Source organism: Streptomyces sp. Tu 2975, assembly GCF_009832925.1.
Classification (GTDB): domain Bacteria; phylum Actinomycetota; class Actinomycetes; order Streptomycetales; family Streptomycetaceae; genus Streptomyces.
In genome coordinates, this window is the sequence record NZ_CP047140.1 from 4,481,211 (window position 1) to 4,504,806 (window position 23,596).

At 72.7% G+C, this 23,596-nt stretch carries 19 protein-coding genes; 12 read left to right on the plus strand and 7 right to left on the minus strand.

The genetic code is table 11. From position 1 onward, the window contains the following. The first annotated feature begins 6 nt into the window (after positions 1 to 6). Genes GLX30_RS19915 through GLX30_RS19935 form a run of 5 tightly spaced genes read left to right on the plus strand, consistent with a single transcriptional unit; the run spans position 7 to position 6,111 of the window. Positions 7 to 2,007, plus strand: a complete 2,001-nt coding sequence (locus GLX30_RS19915) for a biotin carboxylase N-terminal domain-containing protein (RefSeq protein ID WP_159690726.1) — start codon at positions 7 to 9, stop codon at positions 2,005 to 2,007. Further along, entirely contained in the window at positions 2,004 to 3,164 is a 1,161-nt protein-coding gene (locus GLX30_RS19920) for an acyl-CoA dehydrogenase family protein (protein WP_159690729.1), read from the plus strand. The genes GLX30_RS19915 and GLX30_RS19920 overlap by 4 nt, the downstream gene beginning before the upstream one ends. Before the next feature lie 44 nt (positions 3,165 to 3,208). Continuing rightward, on the plus strand, positions 3,209 to 4,795 hold the full coding sequence (locus GLX30_RS19925) for a 4-coumarate--CoA ligase family protein (RefSeq protein ID WP_159690732.1): 1,587 nt from the start codon (positions 3,209 to 3,211) through the stop codon (positions 4,793 to 4,795). 3 nt (positions 4,796 to 4,798) lie between these two features. After that, a complete protein-coding gene (locus tag GLX30_RS19930; RefSeq protein WP_159690735.1) occupies positions 4,799 to 5,530 on the plus strand; it encodes an enoyl-CoA hydratase family protein in 732 nt (243 codons plus the stop codon). Further along, positions 5,518 to 6,111 carry a TetR/AcrR family transcriptional regulator gene (locus tag GLX30_RS19935; RefSeq protein WP_159690738.1) on the plus strand — a complete coding sequence of 198 codons (594 nt, stop codon included), beginning with the start codon at positions 5,518 to 5,520 and terminating at the stop codon, positions 6,109 to 6,111. The genes GLX30_RS19930 and GLX30_RS19935 overlap by 13 nt, the downstream gene beginning before the upstream one ends. Positions 6,112 to 6,188: 77 nt before the next feature. On the opposite strand, the gene GLX30_RS19940 is transcribed toward GLX30_RS19935, so the two are convergent. Then, positions 6,189 to 7,289 carry a citrate synthase 2 gene (locus tag GLX30_RS19940; protein ID WP_159690741.1) on the minus strand — a complete coding sequence of 367 codons (1,101 nt, stop codon included), beginning with the start codon at positions 7,287 to 7,289 and terminating at the stop codon, positions 6,189 to 6,191. Between the two features lie 414 nt (positions 7,290 to 7,703). On the opposite strand from GLX30_RS19940, the gene pdxH reads away from it, so the two are divergent. Then, complete coding sequence (gene pdxH, locus GLX30_RS19945) at positions 7,704 to 8,327, plus strand: pyridoxamine 5'-phosphate oxidase (protein ID WP_159695136.1); 624 nt, start codon at positions 7,704 to 7,706, stop codon at positions 8,325 to 8,327. A 334-nt stretch (positions 8,328 to 8,661) separates the two neighbouring features. On the opposite strand, the gene GLX30_RS19950 is transcribed toward pdxH, so the two are convergent. After that, on the minus strand, positions 8,662 to 10,023 hold the full coding sequence (locus tag GLX30_RS19950) for a hypothetical protein (protein WP_208545449.1): 1,362 nt from the start codon (positions 10,021 to 10,023) through the stop codon (positions 8,662 to 8,664). A 207-nt stretch (positions 10,024 to 10,230) separates the two neighbouring features. On the opposite strand from GLX30_RS19950, the gene GLX30_RS19955 reads away from it, so the two are divergent. Beyond that, a complete protein-coding gene (locus GLX30_RS19955; RefSeq protein WP_159690744.1) occupies positions 10,231 to 11,634 on the plus strand; it encodes a PAS domain-containing protein in 1,404 nt (467 codons plus the stop codon). A 47-nt stretch (positions 11,635 to 11,681) separates the two neighbouring features. Here GLX30_RS19955 and GLX30_RS19960 read toward each other — a convergent pair whose 3' ends face one another. Continuing rightward, on the minus strand, positions 11,682 to 12,437 hold the full coding sequence (locus GLX30_RS19960) for an SIS domain-containing protein (protein ID WP_159690747.1): 756 nt from the start codon (positions 12,435 to 12,437) through the stop codon (positions 11,682 to 11,684). Between the two features lie 188 nt (positions 12,438 to 12,625). Between GLX30_RS19960 and GLX30_RS19965 the strand changes: the two genes are divergently transcribed. The 3 genes from GLX30_RS19965 to GLX30_RS36220 all read left to right on the plus strand — a co-directional run bounded on the left by GLX30_RS19965 (position 12,626) and on the right by GLX30_RS36220 (position 15,582). Next, positions 12,626 to 13,318 (plus strand): metal-dependent transcriptional regulator, encoded by a 693-nt coding sequence (locus tag GLX30_RS19965; protein WP_159690750.1) that lies wholly within the window; start codon positions 12,626 to 12,628, stop codon positions 13,316 to 13,318. 633 nt (positions 13,319 to 13,951) lie between these two features. Continuing rightward, positions 13,952 to 14,815, plus strand: a complete 864-nt coding sequence (locus GLX30_RS19970) for an alpha/beta hydrolase (RefSeq protein WP_159690753.1) — start codon at positions 13,952 to 13,954, stop codon at positions 14,813 to 14,815. Beyond that, positions 14,812 to 15,582 (plus strand): hypothetical protein, encoded by a 771-nt coding sequence (locus tag GLX30_RS36220; protein ID WP_347879775.1) that lies wholly within the window; start codon positions 14,812 to 14,814, stop codon positions 15,580 to 15,582. The genes GLX30_RS19970 and GLX30_RS36220 overlap by 4 nt, the downstream gene beginning before the upstream one ends. Here the strand turns inward: GLX30_RS36220 and GLX30_RS19980 are convergent. The 4 genes from GLX30_RS19980 to GLX30_RS19995 form a co-directional block, all read right to left on the minus strand. Further along, positions 15,575 to 16,426 carry a hypothetical protein gene (locus GLX30_RS19980; RefSeq protein WP_159690756.1) on the minus strand — a complete coding sequence of 284 codons (852 nt, stop codon included), beginning with the start codon at positions 16,424 to 16,426 and terminating at the stop codon, positions 15,575 to 15,577. The two genes, GLX30_RS36220 and GLX30_RS19980, sit on opposite strands and share 8 nt — an antisense overlap. A gap of 148 nt (positions 16,427 to 16,574) precedes the next feature. Next, positions 16,575 to 18,176 carry a transporter gene (locus GLX30_RS19985; RefSeq protein WP_159690759.1) on the minus strand — a complete coding sequence of 534 codons (1,602 nt, stop codon included), beginning with the start codon at positions 18,174 to 18,176 and terminating at the stop codon, positions 16,575 to 16,577. Further along, entirely contained in the window at positions 18,173 to 18,985 is an 813-nt protein-coding gene (locus GLX30_RS19990; protein WP_159690762.1) for an ABC transporter ATP-binding protein, read from the minus strand. The genes GLX30_RS19985 and GLX30_RS19990 overlap by 4 nt, the downstream gene beginning before the upstream one ends. Before the next feature lie 135 nt (positions 18,986 to 19,120). Further along, the gene (locus GLX30_RS19995) at positions 19,121 to 19,786 is read right to left on the minus strand and encodes a bifunctional DNA primase/polymerase (RefSeq protein WP_159690765.1); all 666 of its coding nucleotides are present in this window, start codon (positions 19,784 to 19,786) and stop codon (positions 19,121 to 19,123) included. 283 nt (positions 19,787 to 20,069) lie between these two features. Here GLX30_RS19995 and GLX30_RS20000 point away from each other — a divergent pair, with 283 nt between their 5' ends. Together GLX30_RS20000 and GLX30_RS20005 are read left to right on the plus strand one after the other, a co-directional pair. Continuing rightward, the gene (locus GLX30_RS20000) at positions 20,070 to 21,455 is read left to right on the plus strand and encodes a transcriptional regulator (RefSeq protein WP_159690768.1); all 1,386 of its coding nucleotides are present in this window, start codon (positions 20,070 to 20,072) and stop codon (positions 21,453 to 21,455) included. 176 nt (positions 21,456 to 21,631) lie between these two features. Beyond that, complete coding sequence (locus GLX30_RS20005) at positions 21,632 to 23,578, plus strand: hypothetical protein (protein ID WP_159690771.1); 1,947 nt, start codon at positions 21,632 to 21,634, stop codon at positions 23,576 to 23,578. Positions 23,579 to 23,596: the final 18 nt, after the last annotated feature.

Sequence of the window (23,596 nt, forward strand, 5' to 3'; positions counted from 1 at the left end):
CCTCCTGTGATTTCCACTGTCCTTGTCGCCAACCGCGGCGAGATCGCGTGCCGTGTCTTCCGCACCTGCCGCCGGCTGGGCATCGCGACGGTCGCCGTCCACTCCGACGCCGACGCCACGGCCCTCCACGTGCGGGAGGCGGACGCGGCGGTGCGGCTGCCCGGCGACACACCCGCCCAGACGTATCTGCGGGGCGAGGCGATCGTCAAAGCGGCGCAGGCGGCGGGTGCCGACGCCGTCCACCCCGGATACGGATTCCTCTCCGAGAACGCGGACTTCGCTCGGGCCGTGGTGGACGCCGGTCTGATCTGGATCGGCCCGTCCGCCGACGCCATCGCGGCGATGGCGTCCAAGACCCGCGCCAAGCAGCTCATGGGCCTCACCTCGCTGGACCCCGCCTCGGTCACCGAGGACGACCTTCCCGTCCTGGTGAAAGCGGCGGCGGGCGGCGGCGGCCGGGGGATGCGCGTGGTCCGCACCCTCGCCTCGCTCCCGGCGGAGTTGGCGGCGGCACGCTCCGAGGCCGCAGCTGCCTTCGGCGACGGAGAGGTCTTCGTCGAGCCCTACATCGAGGCGGGCCGCCACGTCGAGGTCCAGATCCTCGCCGACGCCCACGGCACGGTGTGGGCGCTCGGCACCCGGGACTGCTCGCTGCAACGCCGCCACCAGAAGGTCATCGAGGAGTCCCCCGCACCGGGCCTCGGCCCCGAACAGGTCGGGACACTGCACGCACAGGCAGTGGCCGCCGCACGCGCCGTGGACTACCGGGGCGCCGGCACGGTCGAGTTCCTCCTCGCCGAGGACGGCCGCGCGCACTTCCTGGAGATGAACACCCGGCTCCAGGTCGAACACCCCGTGACGGAAGCGGTCTTCGGCGTGGACCTGGTGGCCCTGCAGATCGCGGTCGCGGAAGGCGCGGCCCTGCCGCCGCACCCGCCCACCGCCGACGGGCACGCCGTGGAGGCACGCCTCTACGCGGAGGACCCGTCCTCCGGCTGGACCCCGCAGGCGGGGAGGCTGCACGAGCTGAGCTTCCCCGCGGACGCGGCTCCGGGCGGCCCGGACCCCGCCGGCAGCACCCCCTGGGTGCGGGTCGACGCCGGATACGCCGACGGGGACGTCATCGGGGTCCACTACGACCCGATGATCGCCAAGGTCATCGCCTGGGCACCCACCCGTGCCGAAGCGGTGCGCAAGCTCGCGCACAGCCTCCGCCGGGCACGGGTGCACGGCCCCGTCACCAACCGGGAGCTGCTCGTCGCGTCGCTGGAGCACCCCGACTTCACCGGCGGACTGCTCGACACCGGGTTCTACGAGCGGAACCTGGCCGAACTCACCCGGCCCTCCCCCGGCGGGGAGCACGCCGCCGTCGCCGCGGCACTCGCCCACGCGGCCGGGCGCGCGGGCCGCTTCGGCGGCGCCTGGCGCAACCTGCCCTCCACCGACCAGGTCAAGGGCTACGGCGACCACGAGATCCGCTACCGGCCCACCAGGGACGGCGGCTTCGAACTCACCGACCGCCCCGGCACCCGGGTCGTACGGGCCGAGCCGCACCGCGTCACCCTCGAGATCGACGGAGTCGTACGGAACTACGACGTCACCGACCGCGGCGACACCGTCCACGTCGACTCGCCCGCCGGTGCCCACGCCCTCACCCCCCGGCCCCGCTTCACCGACCCGCAGGACCGCGCCGAACCCGGATCGCTGCTCGCGCCCATGCCCGGGACCGTCGTACGGATCGGGGACGGCGTGGCCGAAGGCGCCGAGGTCATCCAGGGCCAGCCGCTGGTCTGGCTGGAGGCCATGAAGATGGAGCACAGGATCGTCTCGCCCGCCTCCGGCACGCTCACCGCTCTCCACGCCGTCCCCGGCCACCAGGTCGAGGTCGGCGCCCTGCTCGCCGTCGTCACGGAGACCGCCACGGAAGCCGTCGCCCGGCCGGTCGCCGAAGCCGCCACGGAAACCGTCCGCGAAGCCGCCAACGCACAGGAGGACACCGCGTCATGAACGCCATGGAGACCCAGGAGCACAAGGACCTGCGGGAAGCCGTCGCCGCCCTCGGACGCCGGCACGGCCCCGGCTTCGACCGTGCCACCCTGTGGGCAGAGGCAGGCAAGCTCGGCTACCTCGGTGTGAACCTCCCCGAGGAGTACGGCGGCGGAGGCGGCGGCATCAGCGAGCTGTCCCTCGTCCTCGAGGAGTCCGGCGCGGCCGGCTGCCCCCTCCTCATGATGATCGTCTCGCCCGCGATCTGCGCCACCGTCATCGCCCGCTTCGGTACCGACGAGCAGAAGCGCCAGTGGCTGCCCGGCCTCGCCGACGGCAGCCTCACCATGGCCTTCGGCATCACCGAGCCCGACGCCGGATCGAACTCCCACCGGATCACCACCACCGCCCGCCGGGACGGCGACGGATGGATACTCACCGGCCGCAAGGTCTTCGTCTCCGGCGTCGACATCGCCGACGCGACCCTGATCGTCGGCCGCACGGAGGACGCGAGGACGGGCAGCCTCAAGCCGTGCCTGTTCATCGTCCCCCGCGACGCGCAGGGCTTCGGCCGGTCGGTGATCGACATGGAACTGCAGGCGCAGGAGAAGCAGTTCGAGCTCGTGCTCGACGACGTACGACTGCCCGCCGACGCGCTCGTCGGTGGGGGTACCTCCCACGCCGAAGGCTGTGGGGGAGAGGACGCGGGCCTGCTCCAGTTGTTCGCCGGGCTCAACCCCGAACGCATCATGACCGCCGCCTTCGCCATCGGCATGGGCCGCTACGCCCTCACACAGGCCGTCGAGTACGCGAAGACCCGCCAGGTCTGGAAGACCCCCATCGGCGCCCATCAGGCCGTCGCCCACCCCCTCGCGCAGGCCCACATAGAACTCGAGCTCGCGAAGCTGATGATGCAGAAGGCCGCCGCCCTGTACGACGCCGGCGACGACATCGGCGCCGGCGAGGCCGCGAACATGGCCAAGTACGCCGCCGGAGAGGCATGCGTGAAGGCGGTCGACCAGGCGGTCCACACCCTCGGCGGCAACGGACTCACACGCGAGTACGGCCTCGCGAAGCTCATCGCCGCCGCCCGCGTCGCCCGGATCGCCCCGGTCAGCCGCGAAATGATCCTGAACTACGTGTCCCACCAGTCCCTGGGTCTCCCCAAGTCGTACTGAGAGGCGACATTCTGGCCGTCCACACACGCCGAGGGAGCGCACACATGGTGTTCCGCAGCAGCTACGCAGATGTCCCCGCAGTCGTCGAGCCCATCCACGAGAGCGTGCTCGCGAGAGCCGCCGAATACGGAGACACCGTCGCCCTCGTCGACGGAGTGAACGGCACCACCGTCACTTACCGGCAACTCGACCGGTTCCACCGGCGCATCGCCGCCGCGCTCGCCGACGCCGGCCTGCGCAAGGGCGACGTCCTGGCCCTGCACAGCCCCAACACGGTCGCCTACCCGGCCGTGTTCTACGGCGCCACCCGCGCCGGCGCCGCCGTCACCACCGTCCATCCGCTGGCCACGGCGGAGGAGTTCGCCAAGCAACTGCGCGACTCCTCCGCCCGCTGGATCGTCACCGTCTCCCCGCTGCTCGAGGTGGCCCGCAGAGCCGCCGAACTCGCCGCGGGGATCGAGGAGATCTTCGTCTGTGACCGCGCCGACGGGCACGTCAGCGTCCTCGACATGCTCGGCTCCACCGCGCCGGAACCCGACGTCACCATCGACCCGTCGAACGACGTCGCCGCCCTGCCGTACTCGTCGGGCACGACCGGCGTCCCCAAAGGCGTGATGCTCACCCACCGGTCCATCGCCACCAACCTGGCGCAGCTCGAACCGGTCGCCCCGGCTGGGCAGGGCCACCGCATCCTCGCCGTCCTGCCCTTCTTCCACATCTACGGGCTCACCGCCCTGATGAACGCCCCGCTCAAGCAGGGCGCGACCGTCGTCGTCCTGCCCCGCTTCGAGCTCGACACCTTCCTCGGCGCCATCCAGGAACACCGCATCAACGGGCTGTACGTCGCCCCGCCCATCGTCCTCGCGCTCGCCAAGCACCCCGCCGTCGCCACCTACGACCTCTCGTCGCTGGAATACATCCTCAGCGCCGCCGCCCCGCTCGACGCGAGCCTCGCGGAAGCATGCTCGAAACGGCTCGGGCTGCCGCCGGTACGGCAGGCGTACGGCATGACGGAGCTCTCACCGGGCACCCACGTCGTACCGCTCACCGCGGAGAACCCTCCGCCCGGCACCGTGGGCCTCCTGCTGCCCGGCACCGAGATGCGCATCCTCGACCTGGACGGCTCCGGCAGGGAACTGGGCACCGGCGAGGAAGGGGAGATCGCCATCCGCGGCCCGCAGGTGATGAAGGGGTACCTCGGCCGGCCGGACGCCACCGCCGCGATGATCGACGCGGACGGCTGGGTCCGCACCGGCGACGTCGGGCGCGTCGACGACGACGGCTGGCTGTTCGTCGTCGACCGGGTCAAGGAACTCATCAAGTACAACGGCTACCAGGTCGCCCCCGCGGAGCTGGAGGCGCTGCTGCTCACCCACGAAGCGATCGCGGACGCGGCGGTCATCGGCGTCAACGACGACGACGGCAACGAGATACCGAAGGCGTACGTCGTACGGCAGCAGGGCAGCGAACACCTGAAGGAGGAGGACGTCCTCGACTTCGTCACCGCCCAGGTGTCCCCGTACAAGAAGATCCGCCGCGTCGAGTTCATCGGCGCCGTCCCCCGCGCCGCGTCCGGGAAGATCCTCCGGCGGGAACTGCGGGCCCGCGAGAACGGTACGAAGGAGCAGTAGCACGTGACCATCGCCACCACGCACGAGCGCGGCATCACCACCCTGACCCTGGACTCGCCGGCCAACCGCAACGCCCTGACGGCGAGACTCGTCGGCGAGCTCACGGAAGCGCTCGGGAAGTGCGCCCACGACGGCGACGTACGCGCCGTCGTGCTCACGCACACCGGCTCCACGTTCAGCGCGGGCGCCGACCTCAAGTCACCGCCCAACCCGTACACGTTCGTCGGACTGCTCCGGCAGATCGTGACGCTCCCCAAGCCAGTGGTGGCGAGGGTCACCGGCCATGTGCGGGCCGGCGGCCTCGGCCTCGTCGGCGCGTGTGACATCGCCGCCGCCAGCTCGGACTCCGACTTCGCATTCACCGAAGTCCGCATCGGTGTCGCGCCCGCCGTCATCTCCCTGCCGCTGCTTCCCCGCATGGACCCCCGGGCCGCCGGACGCTACTACCTCACCGGGGAACGCTTCGACGCGGCGGAGGCCGCCCGCACCGGGCTGCTCACCCTCACCGCGGACGACGTCGACACGGCCCTCGCACCGCTCCTCGACGGGCTGCGCAGGGCCTCCCCCCAGGGGCTGGCGGCATCGAAGGAACTGGTCACGGCTAGGGTGCTGGAAGCCTTCGACCAGGACGCGGAGGACCTGGTCCAGCGCTCGGCGTCGCTGTTCGCATCGTCCGAGGCGCGCGAAGGGATGACGGCCTTCCTCGAACGACGGGACCCCGCATGGGTGTTGTGACGCCACCGACCGCCAAGGCCCCCAAGCAGGACCGCAGCCGGGCGACCCGGCAGCGGCTGCTGGAGGCCGCGGTGGCCTGCCTGGCCGAGGTCGGCTGGGCAGGCTCCACCGTCTCGGTAGTGGCCGAACGGGCCGGCGTCTCACGCGGGGCGGCACAACACCACTTCCCCACCCGGGAGGACCTGTTCACGGCCGCCGTCGAATACGTGGCCGAGGAACGCTCGCAAGCGCTGCGGGAACTCCCGTCGCAGGACCGCGCCGCCGTCGTCGCGGCACTCGTCGACCTCTACACCGGGCCGCTGTTCCGGGCCGCGCTCCACCTGTGGGTGGCCGCGTCCGACGAGGAACAGCTGCGCCCCCGGGTCACCGAACTCGAGGCGAAGGTCGGCCGCGAGACCCACCGCATCGCCGTCCGCCTGCTGAACGCGGACGAGTCCCGCCCGGGCGTCCGCGAAACCGTCCAGGGACTGCTCGACATGGCCCGCGGCCTGGGCCTGGCCAACCTCCTCACCGACGACGCGGCCCGCCGGAAACGGGTCGTGGCGCAGTGGGCGGCGCTCGTGGACGAGGCGCTCGGCTGAGCCGGGCGGGGCGCGCACACCCCGCCCGGAAGCCCGCCGTCAGCCCAGTGGGCCGCGACCGGGCGGGCCGCCCGCCGTCAGCCGACGATGTCCTCGTAGCCCGAGATCTCACGCGGGCTGCGGCCGGCAGGGCCGACATAACGCGCCGACGGACGCACCAGCCGGCCCGTGCGCTTCTGCTCCAGGATGTGCGCCGACCAGCCGGCCGTACGGGCACACGTGAACATCGACGTGAACATGTGCGCCGGGACCTCCGCGAAGTCCAGCATGATCGCGGCCCAGAACTCGACATTGGTCGCCAGCACCCGGTCAGGGCGGCGGTTGTGCAACTCCTCCAGCGCCGCCTTCTCCAGCGCCTCCGCCACCTCGAAGCGCGGCGCGGCCAGCTCCTTCGCCGTACGGCGCAGCACACGGGCCCGCGGGTCCTCCGCGCGGTAGACCCGGTGCCCGAAGCCCATCAGCCGCTCACCCTTGTCCAGGGCACGCTTCACGTACGCCGTCGCGTCACCGGTCCGCTCGATCTCCTCGATCATGCCGAGGACCCGGGACGGCGCGCCGCCGTGCAGCGGACCGGACATCGCGCCCACCGCGCCGGACAGCGCAGCCGCGACGTCCGCGCCGGTGGACGCGATGACACGGGCCGTGAACGTCGAGGCGTTCATGCCGTGCTCCGCGGCCGACGTCCAGTACGCGTCGACGGCCTTGACATGCCGCGGGTCGGGCTCGCCACGCCAACGGATCATGAACCGCTCGACGATGGACTCCGCCTTGTCGATCTCGCTCTGCGGCACCATCGGCAGACCCTGGCCACGGGCACTCTGTGCCACGTACGAGAGCGCCATCACGGCTGCCCGCGCGAGGTCGTCACGGGCCTGCGCCTCATCGATGTCGAGCAGCGGTTTGAGACCCCACACAGGGGCGAGCATCGCCAGCGCCGACTGCACGTCGACCCGGATGTCGCCGGAGTGCACCGGGATCGGAAACGGTTCTGCGGGCGGCAGGCCCGGGTTGAAGGCGCCGTCGACGAGCAGGCCCCACACGTTCCCGAACGACACGTGCCCGACCAGTTCCTCGATGTCGACGCCCCGGTAGCGGAGCGAGCCGCCCTCCTTGTCCGGTTCGGCGATCTCCGTCTCGAACGCGACGACTCCCTCGAGTCCAGGTACGAAGTCGGACATCAGGCGGCTCCTCAAGACGTGTGCGACAAGACGGGTGCGGCAAAAGGCAGGTGCGGCATACGGCGGCCGACGGGCAGGTCGGTCACTCCGGTGATGCCCCGTGCGGCCGGTGGTCACCCAACCGCCGGGGAGGCAGGCACGATATCCCCTGGTGTACGGAGGCCACAGTGGCCGGACCCAAGATTTTGGCGGGTCCGGCCGATGCGGGGAAGCGTGACATCCGGCACACTGCCCCTTTCCGCCCCAGGAGGATTGACGGCACTCCGTGCCGGGCAAACTCGGTCCCTACGGCAGGATGGCGTCGTGACCGACCACGCCGCCGCTCCCGAACCCCGCCCCTCGGACGTGACCGTCGCGGGCCTGCCCGTACCCCACCCGGCAGAGACGGAACTCGTCGTCCCGGACCCCGCCGTCATGCGCGAGCAGTACCGCTCGACACCGCTCGACGAGGACGCACTGGCCGCGGGACCCATGGAACAGTTCGCGCAGTGGTTCGCCGAGGCCGCCGCGGCCGCCCTGCTGGAACCCAACGCGATGATCGTCTCGACGGCGACACCCGACGGGCGGCCCTCCTCGCGCACGGTGCTGCTCAAGCAGTACGACGCCCGCGGCTTCGTCTTCTTCACCAACTACGACTCGCGGAAGGGCCGCGAGATCGACGCCAACCCGCACGTCTCGCTGCTCTTCCCCTGGCACCCGCTCGAGCGCCAGATCATCGTCACCGGCAGGGCCGCCCGCATGGGCCGCGACGAGACCGCCACCTACTTCCGCACCCGCCCGCACGGCTCCCAGCTCGGCGCCTGGGCGAGCGACCAGTCCCAAGTGATCTCCTCACGCGAGGAACTGCTGCGCCGGTACGAGGAGCTGTCCGCCCGCTACCCCGAGGGCACCCAGGTCCCCGCGCCCGCCCACTGGGGCGGCATCAGGGTCGTGCCCGACGCCGTGGAGTTCTGGCAGGGCCACGAGAACCGCCTCCACGACCGGCTGCGGTACGTCCGCACGGACGGCGGCTGGCGCGTCGAACGCCTGGCGCCCTGAGCGGTCCACGGGCCCCTGGAGACGCAGACGACCCGTGGGCCTTTGGTCCCTCCGTCCGGACGGAGGGAGCCGGCCGGACTTACCGGCGGCCCACGGGTCGGGTGACTGCTCGGGTTTCGGCAGACGACTGCCGAGGTGCACAGAGTGCGACGGCAGGCGTCAGCCCGCAGTCACCTCACGAGTCCGAAAAGAAACCATGTTTCCGGATCACCTCCTTTCGCGTGTGCCCACACACTAAGAAGCGTCGGCGGCAGGATCAACCTGTTTTTCCGTGCGTTTTTCCGGACCCTTCCCGACCTGCCTTTTCCCCGCGGAACTCACGGTCCGGCAGCGATCACAGGGCTGCTGAACGGAGCAGTTCCTCCATGACGTCGACCGGCAGTGCCGGTGAGGCCGCCGCCGTCTCGATCACCCGCTCGTCCTCCTCGTCGTCGGCCAGCAGAGCCCGCAGGGCGGCGATGGGGAGATTGGGGTGCGAGGCCGCCTCCTGGCGGACGAGGACGTCGTCGTCGGCCGCCAAGCGGGAGGCCAGCGTGGGGGGCAGGTCCGGGTCGCGGGGCGCGAGTGAGCGGATCCGGGGGTCCGGATCGGCGGCGAAGCGGCGCAGCGTCGCGGTGGGAAAGGTGGTGTGGTCGGCGGGGCGGCCGCGCGTCTTGGGATCGCGCCGGTGACGGCGCTCGAGGCGTTCGGCGGTATCTGGGGACAGGTCGCGCGTGCGGGCCGCCATGGCGTGGCGTATCCGGCTCTCCTCGTCGTCGAGGAGAGTGTCGACGGCGTCCGCGGGCAGGGCGGGGGACAGGGCCGCCGAGTAACGGAAGCAGAAGTACGGGGACGCGACGTGCGCCGACGGCGCGTCCACGACCCAGTCCAGGACCCGGTGCCTGAGCCCGGCGAGCGCGATCCCGCACATCAGGTCGTGCTCGCTGACCGCGAAGGAGACGCCGGCGCGGGCGTCGCCGGTGACGAGCTCCTCGTGCAGGGCGGCCCGCAGATCGTCCGGGGTGTCCGCACGGACGAAGATCTCCGCGCGGACCAGCGGGGAGGCGTCGCCGGCCAGTGCGTCGCGCACTTCGGAAGGCAGCCCGGGGTGGGCGGCGAGAGCGGTCCGGACCTCGTCGTCGGGGTCGGCCGCCAGTTCCTTCGCCAAGGCCGGCTCCAGCGTCACATGGCGTACGACACCCGCCCTGGTGGCGGGGTCCGCGAGCAGCGCCGGACGGAGATCGGCGGGCGGGACGGGATGGGGAATGCGGCGGAAGTACGTGGAGCAGGCCGCGGCACGCACCAGCGGGTCCCCGTCCGTGAGCAGCGCACGCCGAACGTCCTCGGGGCTCTCCACCCACCACTGGGCGAGCTCGGCCCGGACCACCGGGTCGTCGTCGGCGGCGAGACGGGCGAGGACCGCGGGCGGGGTGCGGCCGTTACGGGCGAGGTCGGCGCGCACGTCGGCAGCGGGATCGGCGGCGAGCAGGGCGAACCCGTCCTCGGGCAGGGCGGGGGCCCGGGCGGCGAGGGCGCGGCGCACCAAGGGGTCGGGGCTCTTCAGCAGCGTACGGGCGGCGCCGGGCGGCAGGTGCTGGTTGCACGCCAGGGCGTGCGCGCGCCAGTGGTCGTCGAAGGAGAGGATCCGGGAGGCCAGTTCGTCGGTCAGATCGGGACGCCGGTGCGCGGCCTCACCGCAGGCCGCGCGGTGCGGCAACAGGCGTCGCAGCAGGTCCGCGGGAGGGCCGGATTGCGGGCCAGGCCCACCAAGACGGTGTCGGTCTGCATGGCCGGAGATGCTAGGTGCCGGCCGTCCGCGGGCAGGGGTGATTTCCGGGAACCGTGTGTGTTGTGCGTCACGTTGAAGTTGAATGGTCGTGACGGGCATCAGCGCACGTGGACACGTCCTGCAGGGGGTCCCGGGATGAGTGCTTCCAGGAGTGAGATCACCGATGCGCCCGGTGCCGGCGGGCGCGAGCCGGGGCCGCCGGGGGCGGATCTGCTCGCGGCGCTGCTCGACGGCATGGACGCCGCACTCTGCGCCTTCGACGCCGCGGGGGTCGTGACGCACTGGAACCGCGAGGCGGAGCGGATACTCGGCTGGTCGGCGCGGGAGGCCGTCGGGCGGCGGGGCTTCGCCGGGTGGGCCGTGCGCAGCGCGGACGCGGCCGAGGTGCAGGGGCGGCTGATGGCCGCGATGGACGCGCCGGGACGGCAGGTGCACGAGTTCGCGCTGCTGCGGAAGGACGGCGGGCGGGTGCTCGTACGGACCCAGTCCGCGCGGGTGCTGGGCGCGGACGGCAAGCCGGCAGGGGTGTACTGCGCCTTCAGCGAGGTGCACACCCAGATCGACCTGGAGCGGTCCATCGCGCTGAGCGAGGCGCTCTTCGACGAGGCGTCGTGGGGTGTCGTGCTGGTCGACGTGGATCTGCGGCCCGCCGTCGTCAACGGCGAGGCGGCGCGTGCGCTCGGGGCGGGCCGGACGTCCGCTCTCGGGCGGCCGCTCGGCGAGCTGCTGGAGCAGGGCGTGGAGGAGCTCGAGGGCGCGCTGCACCACGTGCTGGCGGAGGGCGCGCCCCGGGGTCTGGCGGACCTGTGGGTGGCTGTCGCGTCGACCGACGGGCGGGAGCAACGGCGCTGCTGGCGCAGCGGGTTCGTGCGGCTGGCCTCGCCGCTGGCGGAGGAGCCGGTTCCGCTCGGCGTGGGGTGGCTGTTCCACGATGTGACGGACGCCAAGCTGGCGGAGCAGGAGGCGAACCGGCTGCGGTTCCGGTCGAGTCAGCTGCACCGGGCGGGGCGTGCGGCCTCCGAGTGCGAGGACCCGCTGGAGGCGGCGACCGCGTATCTCGACTTCGCGCTGGCGGGTTTCGCCGACCACGTCCTGCTCGACGTGACCGAGGGCGGCGACAGGGACAGTGGTGGTGCGGGCAACGGCGGTACCGAGGCCGGCGGGGAGCGGTTGGTGCGGGCCGTCGCGTCACCGGCCGGCGCGCCCGGCCCCGCCGCGGGAGTGGCGGGCGGCGGGCTTCCGGTGCGGTACGCGCCCGGGCATCCGGCGCTCCAGGCCGTGGAGCGGCTCGGCTCGGTGCGGGCGAGCGCCGGCGCGGAGGGCGCGCCCGGGGAGTGGGCGGAGCGACGGCAGTGGCCCGAGGACGCGGCGCACGCCCTGTGCACGGTGCTGCGCAGCCGCGGCCGGACGGTCGGCGTGATGACCTTCCTCCGCGGCGCGGCCCGTCCGGCGTTCGAGCGCCCGGACGCCGTGTACGCGGAGAGCGTCGCGGTGCTCACCGCCTCGGCACTGGACCTGGCGCAGTCGACGGCAGACTGAGACGGCCGGCCGCCGAACACCGGCCCGGCCCCGGGGGCCCGGCAGCCTCAGTGGCGGAAGAAGATGCGGTCCCGGTACTCCGCCATCACGCGACCGTTCCACTCGTGCCCGCCGTCGACGTTGCCCGAGCGCAGCAGCGGCGGCTCGATGCCCCGATCGGCGAGCTGCTCGGCGGCGGCGGCCATCGTCGCCTGCATCAGCGCGCTGGTCACGACGGTCGAGGCGGGAGCGAACGGGGCCTCGATGCCCTCGTGGGTCAGCTCCGCGTCGCCGACGGCGATGTGCGAGTCGAGCACGATGTCGCAGTGGTCCTTGAGGAACGTGCCGGACGCGTGGCGGGACTTCGTCTCCGTGGCGTAGGCGACGGAGGTCACACCGATGACCGTGAGGCCGAGGGCGCGGGCGTTCATGGCCATCTCGACCGGCAGCGCGTTGCGGCCCGAGAGGGAGATGATCACGAGCAGGTCGCCGGCCCGTGCGGGGCTGGAGTCGAGCACCGCGCCGGCGAGCCCGTCGACGCGCTCGAGCGCTGAGCCGAGTGTGGCCGGCATGACGTCGACGCCGACGACGCCGGGGACGGCGAGCAGGTTCATCACGGCGAGCCCTCCGGCCCGGTAGACGACGTCCTGCGCGGCGAGTGAGGAGTGCCCGGCACCGAACGCGAAGAGCCGGCCGCCCGCTTCCACGGTGTCGGCGACGGCGGAACCGGCGGCCGCGATGCTCCGGGACTCCTCGTCCCGCACGCGCTGCAGCAGGCCGATCGCGGCGTCGAAGAACTGACCGGCCAGCTTGCTCTCGCTCATCGCCGAGCCCTTTCCGCAGGGGTGAGGGAATACCGGTGGTACCCGTGTCGCGGATCACGTTGCGGTCTGGACCATTGCCCTGTCAATACGGCCTTGGCCCAGCGCGGCACGGTTGTCGCCGCGATGCGCAAGAATTGACCTGGGGCCAGCGAACGACTGATTTCAAGTCACAGCATCGAGGGGCACGTATGTCCGGACTGATCGACACGACGGAGATGTATCTCCGCACCATCCTCGAGCTCGAGGAGGAAGGTGTGGTGCCCATGCGGGCCCGAATCGCGGAACGGCTCGACCAGAGCGGTCCGACGGTCAGCCAGACCGTGGCGCGCATGGAGCGCGACGGTCTGGTGACGGTGGCCGGGGACCGGCATCTGGAACTGACCGGCGAAGGCCGGCAGCTGGCCACACGCGTGATGCGCAAGCACCGGCTCGCCGAGTGTCTGCTCGTCGACGTGATCGGGCTGGAGTGGGAGCAGGTCCACGCGGAGGCCTGCCGCTGGGAGCACGTGATGAGCGAGGCGGTGGAGCGGCGGGTGCTGGAGCTGCTGCGTCACCCGACGGAGTCGCCGTACGGGAATCCGATCCCGGGTCTCGAGGAACTGGGGGAGAAGGCCGAGGCCGACCCGTTCCTGGACGACAGCATGGTCTCCCTGGCCGAGCTGGACCCGGGTCCGGACGGCAAGACGGTCGTCGTGCGGCGGATCGGCGAGCCGATCCAGACCGACGCCCAGCTGATGTACACGCTGCGGCGGGCGGGCGTGCAGCCCGGTTCCGTGGTGAGCGTGACGGAGTCGGCGGGCGGTGTGCTCGTGGGCAGCAGCGGTGAGGCGGCGGAGCTGGAGGCGGAGGTCGCCTCGCACGTGTTCGTCGCGAAGCGCTGAGACGCCGTCGTCCTGAAGCGGCGTCGCCCGTGGCGCCGTCGTCCTGAAGCGCTGTTCTGCGCCCGGACCGGTCCCGTCCTCTCCTCGGAGGGGGCGGGACCGGTCCGTTTCTTCATCTGGATGAAACCGTTTTCCGCCCGGAATGGCAGCGGCCGGGGCAATCGCGTGCCACTCTGAGGCTGAGGCATATGACCACGGCCGGGGGGTGGGGACCCCCACCGAGGGCAGGGGAGGGATCCGGTGATGCGCCCGTCGTACGCCCCGTGCGGGAACCGGCGCGGACGCCCGCGCGGACGTGCGGGTGCCTCCTTGTGCTGCCGCTTCCGCGGGGACCTGCTGACAGTAAGGAGTCCCGGCGCCCGAAGGCGCCGGGACCTGTCCTCCCCTGTGCTGACCCGGAGCCCCGAGCTCCCAGGGTCAGTCCCCACGGACCGTTTTTCCCCGAGCGGTCCGCCTCCCGCAGAAGATCTCCCCTCGGCAGCGCGAGTCAATCCCGGCAGGTGGTCACTCGAACGAGCGGTGTTGCGTGGCAGAACCGCGTTTTCGAATACAAGTTCGATAGTCTGACGGAGTTCGACACGGGGCTCACACGAGCCAGTCCTACTCGGGGGAGAGAAGGGGGTGCCAGGGCCGATGGTGCGGCGCATCGACGTGACCGGAGCAGATGGCGTACGCCTGGCTGCCTGGGAGTTCGCGGACCCGCCGAAGGGTCGCGCGGAAGGGGACCACGCCCCGGCGGTCTTATTGCTCCACGGCCTGATGGGCCGGGCATCGCACTGGGCCTCCACGGCCCGGTGGCTCACCGAGCGGCACCGCGCGGTCGCACTCGACCAGCGCGGCCACGGCCGCAGTGACAAACCCGCGGAAGGGCCGTACACCCGCGACGCTTACGTGGCGGACGCCGAGGCAGCGATCGAGCAACTCGGCCTCGCGCCCGTGACCTTGATCGGTCACGCGATGGGCGCCCTCACCGCCTGGCAGCTCGCGGCCAAGCGCCCCGACCTGGTCCAGGCCCTGATCATCTGCGACATGCGGGCCTCCGCGCTCGGCGCCGCGTCGCAGCGCGAGTGGGAGGAGTGGTTCCGCTCCTGGCCCGTCCCGTTCGCGACCCTGGCGGACGTCCGCAAGTGGTTCGGCGAGGACGATCCCCGCGTCGAGCGGCCGAACCCGGCCCGCGGCGAGTTCTTCGCCGAGGTCATGGCGGAGCGGGCCGACGGCTGGCGCCCGGTGTTCTCCCGCCGGCAGATGCTCACGTCGCGGGAGACGTGGGTCCACGACGCCCACTGGGAGGAGCTGGCCCAGGTCCGCTGCCCCACGCTGGTGGTCCGCGGCCTCGACGGCGAACTGGGCCGCGCGGAGGCCCAGGAGATGGTCCGCGTTCTGCCCCGCGGCCAGTACGGCGAGGTGTCCGACGCGGGCCACCTCGTCCACTACGACTGCCCGTCCGGCTGGCGGACGGCGATCGAGCCGTTCCTGGACGGCGTCCTGACGCCGTGACGGCGGTGACGCGGGGCGAGTTGCACATCATCGGCGTCGATCCGGCGGACGTCGGGGCGGCCGTCTGCGTCGTCCGGTGCGTGGGCGGCGTCGCGCGGACGGGGCAGGAGTACGAAACCGGGAGCCTCGTACTCGACCGGATCGAGTGGTACGGACACAGCGTGGACGCCGTCGATCCTCCCCACAGCGCCAAGGTGCGTCTCGTGGGGGAGGGTGCGGCCCGCCTCAGGCCCAGGACCGTCATATCGACCGACGGGCCCCGCCGTTACGGGTATGTCGGCCCGCCCGAGCTGTGGCGGGCCGCCGAGCACGCGCCCGGGGGCCGGATCGTGCGCGGCAGGGACGACTTCGAGGCATGGGCGGCCGAGCAGGACCCCGGCGACTTCGCGGAGCCGTTCACCTATGTCGTCGGCGGTGACGGGTTCCTGCGCCTCGCACCCCGGCGGAGCGAGCATGTGGCCTGCGCCGGCCGGGAGCATGTGCTCGCGGCCGGCGAGGTGGCCTTCGGCCGGTCGGCGGGCCGGCCGGAAGCGGTCGAGGTCAGCAACCTGTCCACCGGGTACTGCCCGGACGCCGACTGCTGGCCGGCGGTCGCCGCCGCCCTCGACCGCGCGGGGGTCGCGCGGCCGGAGCGGTTCACGCACGAGATCGTCTTCCGCCGCTGCACGGGGTGCGGCGAACTCGGCATCGTGCGCGACGGCGACTTCGTCTGCGTCTTCTGCGGACGGGCCCTGCCGGCGGCGGCCGTCGACGTCGGCCTCAGCTGAGCGGCTTGCGGATCTCCTCGCGCACCTTCGCCGTGGCCTCCGCCGCGGCGGCCAGGTCGGTCTCCTCCGGGGACTGGGTGGCTCCTGCGGCCGTGACCACGCTCACCGACGCGTTGGTGTTGTCGTCGGCCCACGCGCAGATGGGCAGCGGGGTGGTGCCGCCGCCGTCCTGCGCCATGGTCACGACCTGACAGGTGATCGTGACGTCGGAGCCGGCCGGGACGAAGTCCTTCGCCGGTACGGAGAGCGTGGCGCCGTCGGCCGTGGCGGCGCCGTCGAGGATCTTCTCGCGGGCGGCGGCCGGGTCCTTGATCCGGCCGTGGATACCGGAGATCACGAGGACACCGCCCTCGGACACGGACGTGTACTGGGCCACCGTGGCCTGCGGATCGCGGATGACGGACTCGTCGACGGGTGACGACTCGAGCTGTGCCTGCCGCTGGGCCGACTGGTCGTCGGCGAGCTCGTACTTCCCGTCGAGCAGGGTCTGCGGAGCGGTCAGCCGGTACTCGGCGGCCGGGTACGCGGTGCCACCGCCGCCGCCCCCTCCGGCCGGCCGGAGGACATTGGCCGCGAACCAGCCGAAGGCGAGGAGCCCGATGATCGACGCCATCACGATGACCACATTCCTGGCGGTGTGGTCCTTCTTCGGCGGCTGGACCGGCGGGGCGTACGGGTAGGGCGAGGGAGCGCCCCAGCCGCCCGCAGGCGGGTACGGCTGCCCTCCGTACCCGGCCTGCGGGGGTACGGGCGGGGCTGCGTGTCCCGGGTACGGCGCCTGCTGCTGCGGCGGCCCGCCGTATGGATTCGGCTGCTGCCCGTACGGGTTCTGCGGTGTCGACATGGCCATGACGCTACGTCATGACCACCGGACCGCTTTCCTGGCACCGGTCCCGCTCATGCGTTGCGGGCAAGTAGACGCGCGCAATCCGGCGGCAGCCGCCCCCCCCAACGGGGCCGGGCGGCCGTTCACCGGTCATGCGTCAGGGCCGTCAGCCCTTGCTGACCGCCGTGAGGATCTCCGGCAGTCGCCTCGCCGTCTGCGGGGCCGCCAGCCGCATGCCCGCCCAGGTGATCAGCGCCCCGTACACGGCGCCCACCGGCAGCACCGTCCACTGGGTCTCGCTGCCGGAGCCGGCGGAGGCGTTCAGCATGATCGTGAGGACGATCACCGGTGCGCACAGCAGCGCCGCCATCACCACGCCGCCGAAGATGGAGAGCCACGCCAGCCCGCCCTGCCCCGGTGCCACGTTCTTGTAGGCGCTGTCCTGCGGGATCGAGTACGGGAAACGGGCCGAGGCCACCGCGCCCGTCGCCAGCATCGCGCCGAGCAGGGCGAAGGACAGGCCGAGCGCCTCCGGCAGGTCGTGCCACTCACCGAGCGCCGCCGCCGTGAGCACCACGACCAGCACGGTGTACGGGAGGGTGATGACGAGCAGCGCCAGGGTCCGGGCGCGCAGTTCCTCGTACGCGTCGCGCGTGGAGGAGATCGTCAGCGCCACCATCCAGAAGGCCGAGGTGTCCTGGCCGAACTGGTTGTACATCATGATGCCGAGCATCCAGGCGGCGAAGCACGCGAAGTAGATCGAGCCGGTGCCCTGGAGGGCATTGAAGATCGGCACGATCAGCCCGATGGCCAGCGACGACACCCATGCGCCCTTGGTCTTCGGGTCGCGCCAGATGTACTTGAGGCTGCGCTGCATCACCGTGCCCGTGCGGCCCTCCGGCAGCAGCCGGTGCAGGCCCGACGTGGTGCCCTTGCGGGTCGGTTCGGACGCCGCGGCCAGCGTGGACCCGTCCGGGGCGGTCATCAGCTTCGTCAGGCTGTTCCGCCAGGTGCGCAGCAACAGGACGAGCGCCACCGCGGAGAGTGCGAGTTGGGCGAGGGCCTCGCCGTACGCACCGTCGCTCGCGGAGTCCACCGCGCCGATCGCGGACGCCGGCGGCACCCACCGTACGATCGCCGCCGCCGGGTCGAGTGCCGCGAGGCCGCCGGCATCGCCGAGACGCTGGACACCGAAGTTCACGAACTGGATGCCCACGGCGATCAACAGGCCGCTGAGCACGGCCAGGTCGCGGCCCTTGCGGGAGGTGAGCAGCCGGATGTTCGCCGCCGCGACCGTGCGGGCGAGCGCCAGGCACACCAGTAGGGCGAGCGGGACGGCGACGAGGGACACGAGGGCCGCGACGGCGCCGTGGGACAGCGCGAACGCCGAACCCACGACCAGGCAGAGCGTGAACAGCGGACCGATGCCCATCAGGGACGCGACGAGCAGCGCGGTGACCAGCGGCCCTGGCCGGAGCGGCAGCATCACCAGGCGTGTCGGGTCCAGCGTCTCGTCGCCGCTCGGGAAGAACAGCGGCAGCACCGCCCAGCCGAGCGCCAGCAGGCCGGTCAGCAGGACGACGAGCGACACGGCGTGCTCGTTGCCGCGCAGCATGATCAGGCCCAGCAGCTGGACGGCGGCGAGCAGCAGCACGAAGACCATCGAGACGACGAACGCGGTCCTGCGGCCCGACGACTGGCGCAGCCCGTTGCGCAGCAGCGACAGTTTCAGACGGACGAAGACGGAGGTCAGGGACGCGGTGCTCAACGCGCACCGCCGCCGAGCCAGTCCAGCGACTCCCCGTTGTCCCTGCCCTGCGCGCCGACCAGTTCGAGGAACGCGGCCTGGAGGGACGGGGCGTCGCCGCGCACCTCGGCCAGCGGACCCTGCGCGCGGATCGTGCCGGCCGCCATGACCGCCACCCAGTCGCACAGCGACTCGACCAGCTCCATCACATGGCTGGAGAAGACGACGGTCGCGCCGGAGGCGGTGTACCGCTCGAGCACCCCGCGGATCGTCTGCGCTGACACCGGGTCGACGCCCTCGAACGGCTCGTCGAGGAAGAGCACTTCCGGGTTGTGCAGCAGCGCCGCCGCCAGGCCGATCTTCTTGCGCATGCCGGTCGAGTAGTCGACGACGAGTTTGTGCTGAGCGCCCGCAAGGTCCAGCACGTCCAGCAGCTGACCGGCGCGCTTGTCGACCTCGTCGCCCGGCAGGCCGCGCAACCGGCCGTTGTAGGCGAGCAGTTCGCGGCCGGACAGCCGCTCGAACAGCCGCAGGCCCTCCGGCAGGACGCCGATGCGCGACTTGACCTCGACCGGGTCGCTCCATACGTCGTGTCCCGCGACCTGGACGCGGCCCTGGTCCGGGCGGAGCAGGCCGGTGACCATGGACAAGGTCGTGGTCTTGCCCGCGCCGTTCGGCCCGACCAGGCCGATGAAGCTGCCGGCGGGCAGGGTCAGATCGATCCCCGCGACGGCGATCTGCTCACCGAACCGCTTCCACAGACCTTCGACGTGCACGGCGGGCGGTGCCGTCCGCACCTCACCCGTCCCCTCAACTGCCTGGTCCGGCATGTGTTTCCGCGCCTTTCGGAGTCCCCGTACGTGCCCTGCGGGCACAGGTGTACGGGTCCACCCTACGGACGCCCGGGTACGGGGTGGATCCCCCGTCCCCGGTCCCCCCGCCTTCTCCCGGGCATCCGCTCGGACCTAGCCCTGGCGCACCCGCGACGTCGCCACTTCCCTGCCGCACGCGTACGCGAGCGGGCTGATGAGCTCCTCGACGTCCGGGAGCCATCGGTTGGCCGGGGTGGGGCGGCGGGCCCACTGCACGGCACCTTGCCCGCCGATCCGGGTCGGCGGGGCGGCGACGTAGTGGCCCTCGCCACGGGTGACCAGGTCGAGCGAGCTCGGGACCCAGCCCAGGTTCCTGATCAGCTCGGGGGCCTTGAGCGCCGCGCCCGGCAGCACGAAGAACAGCATCCGGCGGTCGGGAGTGCAGGTCACGGGGCCCAGGGGAAGATCCATCCGCTCCATGCGTGCGAGCGCCAGGAAGCCGGCGGAATCGGAGACCTCGATGGCGTCGAAGGTGCGGCCGGTGGGCAGCAGGATCGAGGCCGTCGGTTGCTTGGTCCACATCCGGCGCGCGGCGGTGGCGCTGCCGGTCGCCTGGTTCGCCCAGTCGGGGCGGGCGGCGTGCGCGCCGGGGAGGGGGCAGCGCAGCTCGCCGCACGAGCAGCGCTGCCTCCCTTCGACGGCCTCCAGCCAGGTGCCGGGGAACACGTCCCAGTGCCTCTCTTCCGCGTACCGCACAGCGCTGTCCAGCAGTTGCTCGCCTCGCTGCTGGGGGATCCGGGCGGCTTCCGTGACTGCCATGGTCTCTTCCACGACACACTCAACTACCGCCGCAACCGCGGGTTACGGGGCGTGATGCGGTGGGCGGTGGAGCATCGATCCTGCACGTGGGGCGCACGGGTGCACGACCGGGGGCGCGCACGGGCGGGGGGCCGTACGGGCGGGTAGGAGTGCGGGGCGCGTACGTCAGCCGGCCGTGACCGGGCCGGGGCACGGCAAAAGCGAACCAACCCGACCAACCCTGCATTCTCCGTATATCAGCCGGGCATTGATCAACTCATTGATCAACACCAGGGGGTAGTTCATGGCAGCCAGGCCTCTCGTCGTCCGCCAGCCGAACGAACGGCTGCAGGCGCTCATCCAGGAAGCCGGATGCTCGAACGCCGGGCTGGCCCGGCGCGTCAACATGGTCGGTGCCGAGCGCGGCCTCGACCTGCGCTACGACAAGACGTCCGTCGCCCGGTGGCTGCGTGGGCAACAGCCGCGCGGCCGGGCGCCGGGCATCATCGCGGAGGCGCTGGGCCGCAAGCTGGGCCGCACGGTCACGATCGACGAGATCGGCATGGCGAACGGCAAGAACCTCGCCACGGGCGTCGGCCTCCAGTTCGCGCCGACGGTGGTCGGGGCGATCGAGCAGGTCTGCGAGCTGTGGCGGAGCGACGTGGGCCGCCGGGACTTCCTGTCGGGCTCCGCGGTCGCGGCGTCCGCTCTCGTGGAGCCGAGCCGCGACTGGCTGATCACCGGAGCGGACACCCAGGTGGCCCGCACCGCCGGGGCCCGGGTCGGCCCGCCGGACGTCGACGCGGTCCGGGCGATGACCGCCGCGCTGACGGAGATGGACCACCGTTTCGGCAGCGGCCATGTGCGGCCGGTCGTCGTGCACTACCTGAACAGCGTGGTCTCGGGGATGCTGTCCGGTTCGTACCGGGAGGCGGTCGGCCGGGAGCTGTTCGCCGCCGCGGCGCGGCTGACGGAGCTCGCCGGCTACATGGCCGTGGACACCGGTCAGCCGGGGCTCGCCCAGCGCTACTACATCCAGGCCCTGCGCCTCGCGCAGGCCGCCGGCGACCGGGCGTACGGCGGCTATGTGCTCGCCGCGTCGATGAGTCACCTGGCGGCGGAGCTCGGCAACCCGCGCGAGATCGCCCAGCTCGCCCGCGCGGCGCAGGAAGGTGCGCGGGGGCGGGTCACCCCGCGGGTGCAGGCCATGTTCCACGCGGCGGAGGCACGCGGGCACGCCCTCCTCGGCGACGCCCGGACCTGTCACGAGGCGGCGGGCCTGGCGCTTGCGGCGCTGGAGCGGGCGGAGCCGGACAGCGGCGACGACCCGGACTGGATCGCCCACTTCGACGGCGCGTATCTGGCCGACGAGTTGGCGCACTGCCACCGCGACCTCGGCGAGGCGCAGAGCGCGGCGCGCTACGCGTCGCAGGCGCTGGAGGGCCACCCGGAGTCGCGGGCCCGCCGCCGGGCGATCGGCCTGGTCCTGCTGGCCTCGGCGCAGGTGCAGCAGCGCGAGGTGGAACAGGCCTGCTACACGGGCACGCGGGCGGTGGAGTTGCTGGACACGCTGCGCTCCAGCAGGGGCGCGGAGTACCTGGACGACCTGCAGTCGAGGCTCGAGCCGTACGCGGAGGAGCCGTCGGTACGGGAGTTCGCCACCCGGCTGGAACTGCGCGCCGCGGCCTGACGCGCAGCGGGGCGCGCGTGGCGGCTGTGACGGGTGGTGCACAAGGGCTTTCTGTCAGGAAGGGCAGGCGGGTTGTGTCCGCATCTTGTTACCGCTCCGGCACGTGTGTGCGGACCACTCCGGGCACCCGGTAGCGTGAGCCGACGATCGCAGTAGGTCCACACGTAGGAGTCCCGGTGACGCACAGCGGACAGGGTGACGAGCAGCGGCTACCCGCCGCGCGGCCCGCGCACGAAGGCGTCGTGCTGCCCGCCGACGGCAGTGAGCCCCTCATACCGGGCGCGGCAGGCGCACAGACGGCTCCGGCGGGTGGGCAGCCCTGGGGCGAGCCGTGGGGCCCGCAGCAGTCGGCAACCGCACCCGCACCCGGAGCCGCGTACGGATACCCGGGCCCGCCGCCGGACGGCGGCGGCGCGCCGCAGGGGTACGGCTACCCGGCCCCGGTGCAGCCCGGTGGCCACGGTTACCCGGCCGCCGCGGCGCAGCCCGGCGGTTACGGCTACCCCGGCGGCCCGGCGCCGACCGGCCCTCAGGGTTACCCCGGCGGCCCCGTTCACCAGGGCGGCCCTCAGAGCTACCCCGGCGGCCCCGCTCAGCAGGGCGGCTACGGGGTTCCCGGTACGCCGGCGCAGCAGGCGGACGCGCACCACGCGCAGGGCGCCCACGCCGCCCCGCCGGCCGGCCCAGCAGCCACCGGGCAGGACCCGTACCCGGCTCAGGGCGGGCATCAGGGCCAGGCGCCGTACGGCGCGCACGTCCCGGCGGTACCGCAGCCGGGTGTACACCGGCAGCCCCTCCCGCCGCAGGACGCCCCGGCGGCGCAGCCCTCCGCCCCTCAGGGGCCGGACGCCTACGGGCGGTACCCCGAGGCACCTCAGGGCTCCGGCCAGGCCGGGTTCGGCGGGCCGGGCACCGGGACTCAGCCCTTCCAGGCGCCTCAGGGCGGGGGCGCGCAGGCGCCGCACGACCCGTTCGCGCAGGGCGGTTCCCCGCAGGCGGCCGGCCCGAACACGCCGAGCGGCTTCCCGCAGACCCCGCCGGCGCACACCGCCGGGGGCGACGCCGATGCCACGCAGTACATAGCGCCCGTCGCGTCCGGTGCGCTGCCGCCCGAGATGCCCGCGGAGTCGACCACGTTCCTCGGCACGGGACCCCTGGCCTCCGGCGCCGCGCAGGGCCGCGCGCCGCAGGGGGCCGGCCGGGTCTCCGACTCCGACGCCACCCAGTACATCGCCCCGGTGCCCGGCGGGGCCGTGCCGCCCGCTCCCTCCGCGGCGCCGTTCGGCATCCGTCCCGGTGCTCCGGGGGACCGGCAGCCGCCCGCCGAGTTCGACAGCCTGTTCCGTTCGGAGGGGCAGGGTCCGCAAACGGCCGACGCCACCCAGCAGATGCCCCGCTTCGAGGAACCGCCCGGCCACGGTCATCCGCAGGCCCGCCGCCCGGCGGCCCGGCACGAGCCGCACTACGACCCGGAGCCGGAGCCGCGCCGCCGGTCCCTGGCCCCGGTGGTCGCCGCGCTCGTCGTCGGGTGCGCCGTCCTCGGTCTCGGCGTCGGTGCCGTGATGTTCAGCGACGGGGACGAGCCGAAGGACCCGGGCCCGGACAAGAACGTCGCGGCCGACTCCCCGGTGCCGAGCGAGGCGAGCCCCACCACGCAGGCCGCCGACCCGGCGGAGCCGCAGGCGAAGGAGCTCGACAAGCTCCTCGCGGACAGCAACAACAGCCGTGCCGCGGTGATCCGTTCCGTGGAGAACATCAAGGTCTGCAAGAACCTGGACCAGGCCACCGCCGACCTGAAGGGCGCGGCGCAGCAGCGCCGCAGCCTGGTGACGCGGCTGGGCTCCCTGTCCGTCGACAAGCTGCCGCGCAACGCGGAGCTGACCGCCTCGCTGACCAAGGCGTGGCAGGCGTCGGCCTCCGCCGACGACCACTACGCGGCGTGGGCGCAGCAGGTCAAGGGCAAGAAGGGCTGCAAGGACGGCAAGGCGCGGGTGACCGGCCGGACCGCACAGGCCAACGCGGCGAGCGGCGAGGCCACGACGGCGAAGAACGCGGCCTCGCCGCTGTGGAACTCCATCGCCCGCACGTACGGCCTGACCGAACGCAGCAGCAGCCAGCTGTGACGAGCAGACCCCCGGCCT

What these genes read in the sequence shown, in the direction of transcription:
- GLX30_RS19965 (WP_159690750.1), top strand. Translation starts at nt 12,626, where the DNA reads ATGTCCGGACTGATCGACACGACGGAGATGTATCTCCGCACCATCCTC.
- pdxH (WP_159695136.1), top strand. Translation starts at nt 7,704, where the DNA reads ATGCGCGAGCAGTACCGCTCGACACCGCTCGACGAGGACGCACTGGCC.
- GLX30_RS19995 (WP_159690765.1), bottom strand. Translation starts at nt 19,786, where the DNA reads ATGGCAGTCACGGAAGCCGCCCGGATCCCCCAGCAGCGAGGCGAGCAA.
- GLX30_RS19920 (WP_159690729.1), top strand. Translation starts at nt 2,004, where the DNA reads ATGAACGCCATGGAGACCCAGGAGCACAAGGACCTGCGGGAAGCCGTC.
- GLX30_RS19940 (WP_159690741.1), bottom strand. Translation starts at nt 7,289, where the DNA reads ATGTCCGACTTCGTACCTGGACTCGAGGGAGTCGTCGCGTTCGAGACG.
- GLX30_RS19980 (WP_159690756.1), bottom strand. Translation starts at nt 16,426, where the DNA reads ATGTCGACACCGCAGAACCCGTACGGGCAGCAGCCGAATCCATACGGC.
- GLX30_RS19925 (WP_159690732.1), top strand. Translation starts at nt 3,209, where the DNA reads ATGGTGTTCCGCAGCAGCTACGCAGATGTCCCCGCAGTCGTCGAGCCC.
- GLX30_RS19970 (WP_159690753.1), top strand. Translation starts at nt 13,952, where the DNA reads ATGGTGCGGCGCATCGACGTGACCGGAGCAGATGGCGTACGCCTGGCT.
- GLX30_RS19955 (WP_159690744.1), top strand. Translation starts at nt 10,231, where the DNA reads ATGAGTGCTTCCAGGAGTGAGATCACCGATGCGCCCGGTGCCGGCGGG.
- GLX30_RS19990 (WP_159690762.1), bottom strand. Translation starts at nt 18,985, where the DNA reads ATGCCGGACCAGGCAGTTGAGGGGACGGGTGAGGTGCGGACGGCACCG.
- GLX30_RS19960 (WP_159690747.1), bottom strand. Translation starts at nt 12,437, where the DNA reads ATGAGCGAGAGCAAGCTGGCCGGTCAGTTCTTCGACGCCGCGATCGGC.
- GLX30_RS19935 (WP_159690738.1), top strand. Translation starts at nt 5,518, where the DNA reads ATGGGTGTTGTGACGCCACCGACCGCCAAGGCCCCCAAGCAGGACCGC.
- GLX30_RS20000 (WP_159690768.1), top strand. Translation starts at nt 20,070, where the DNA reads ATGGCAGCCAGGCCTCTCGTCGTCCGCCAGCCGAACGAACGGCTGCAG.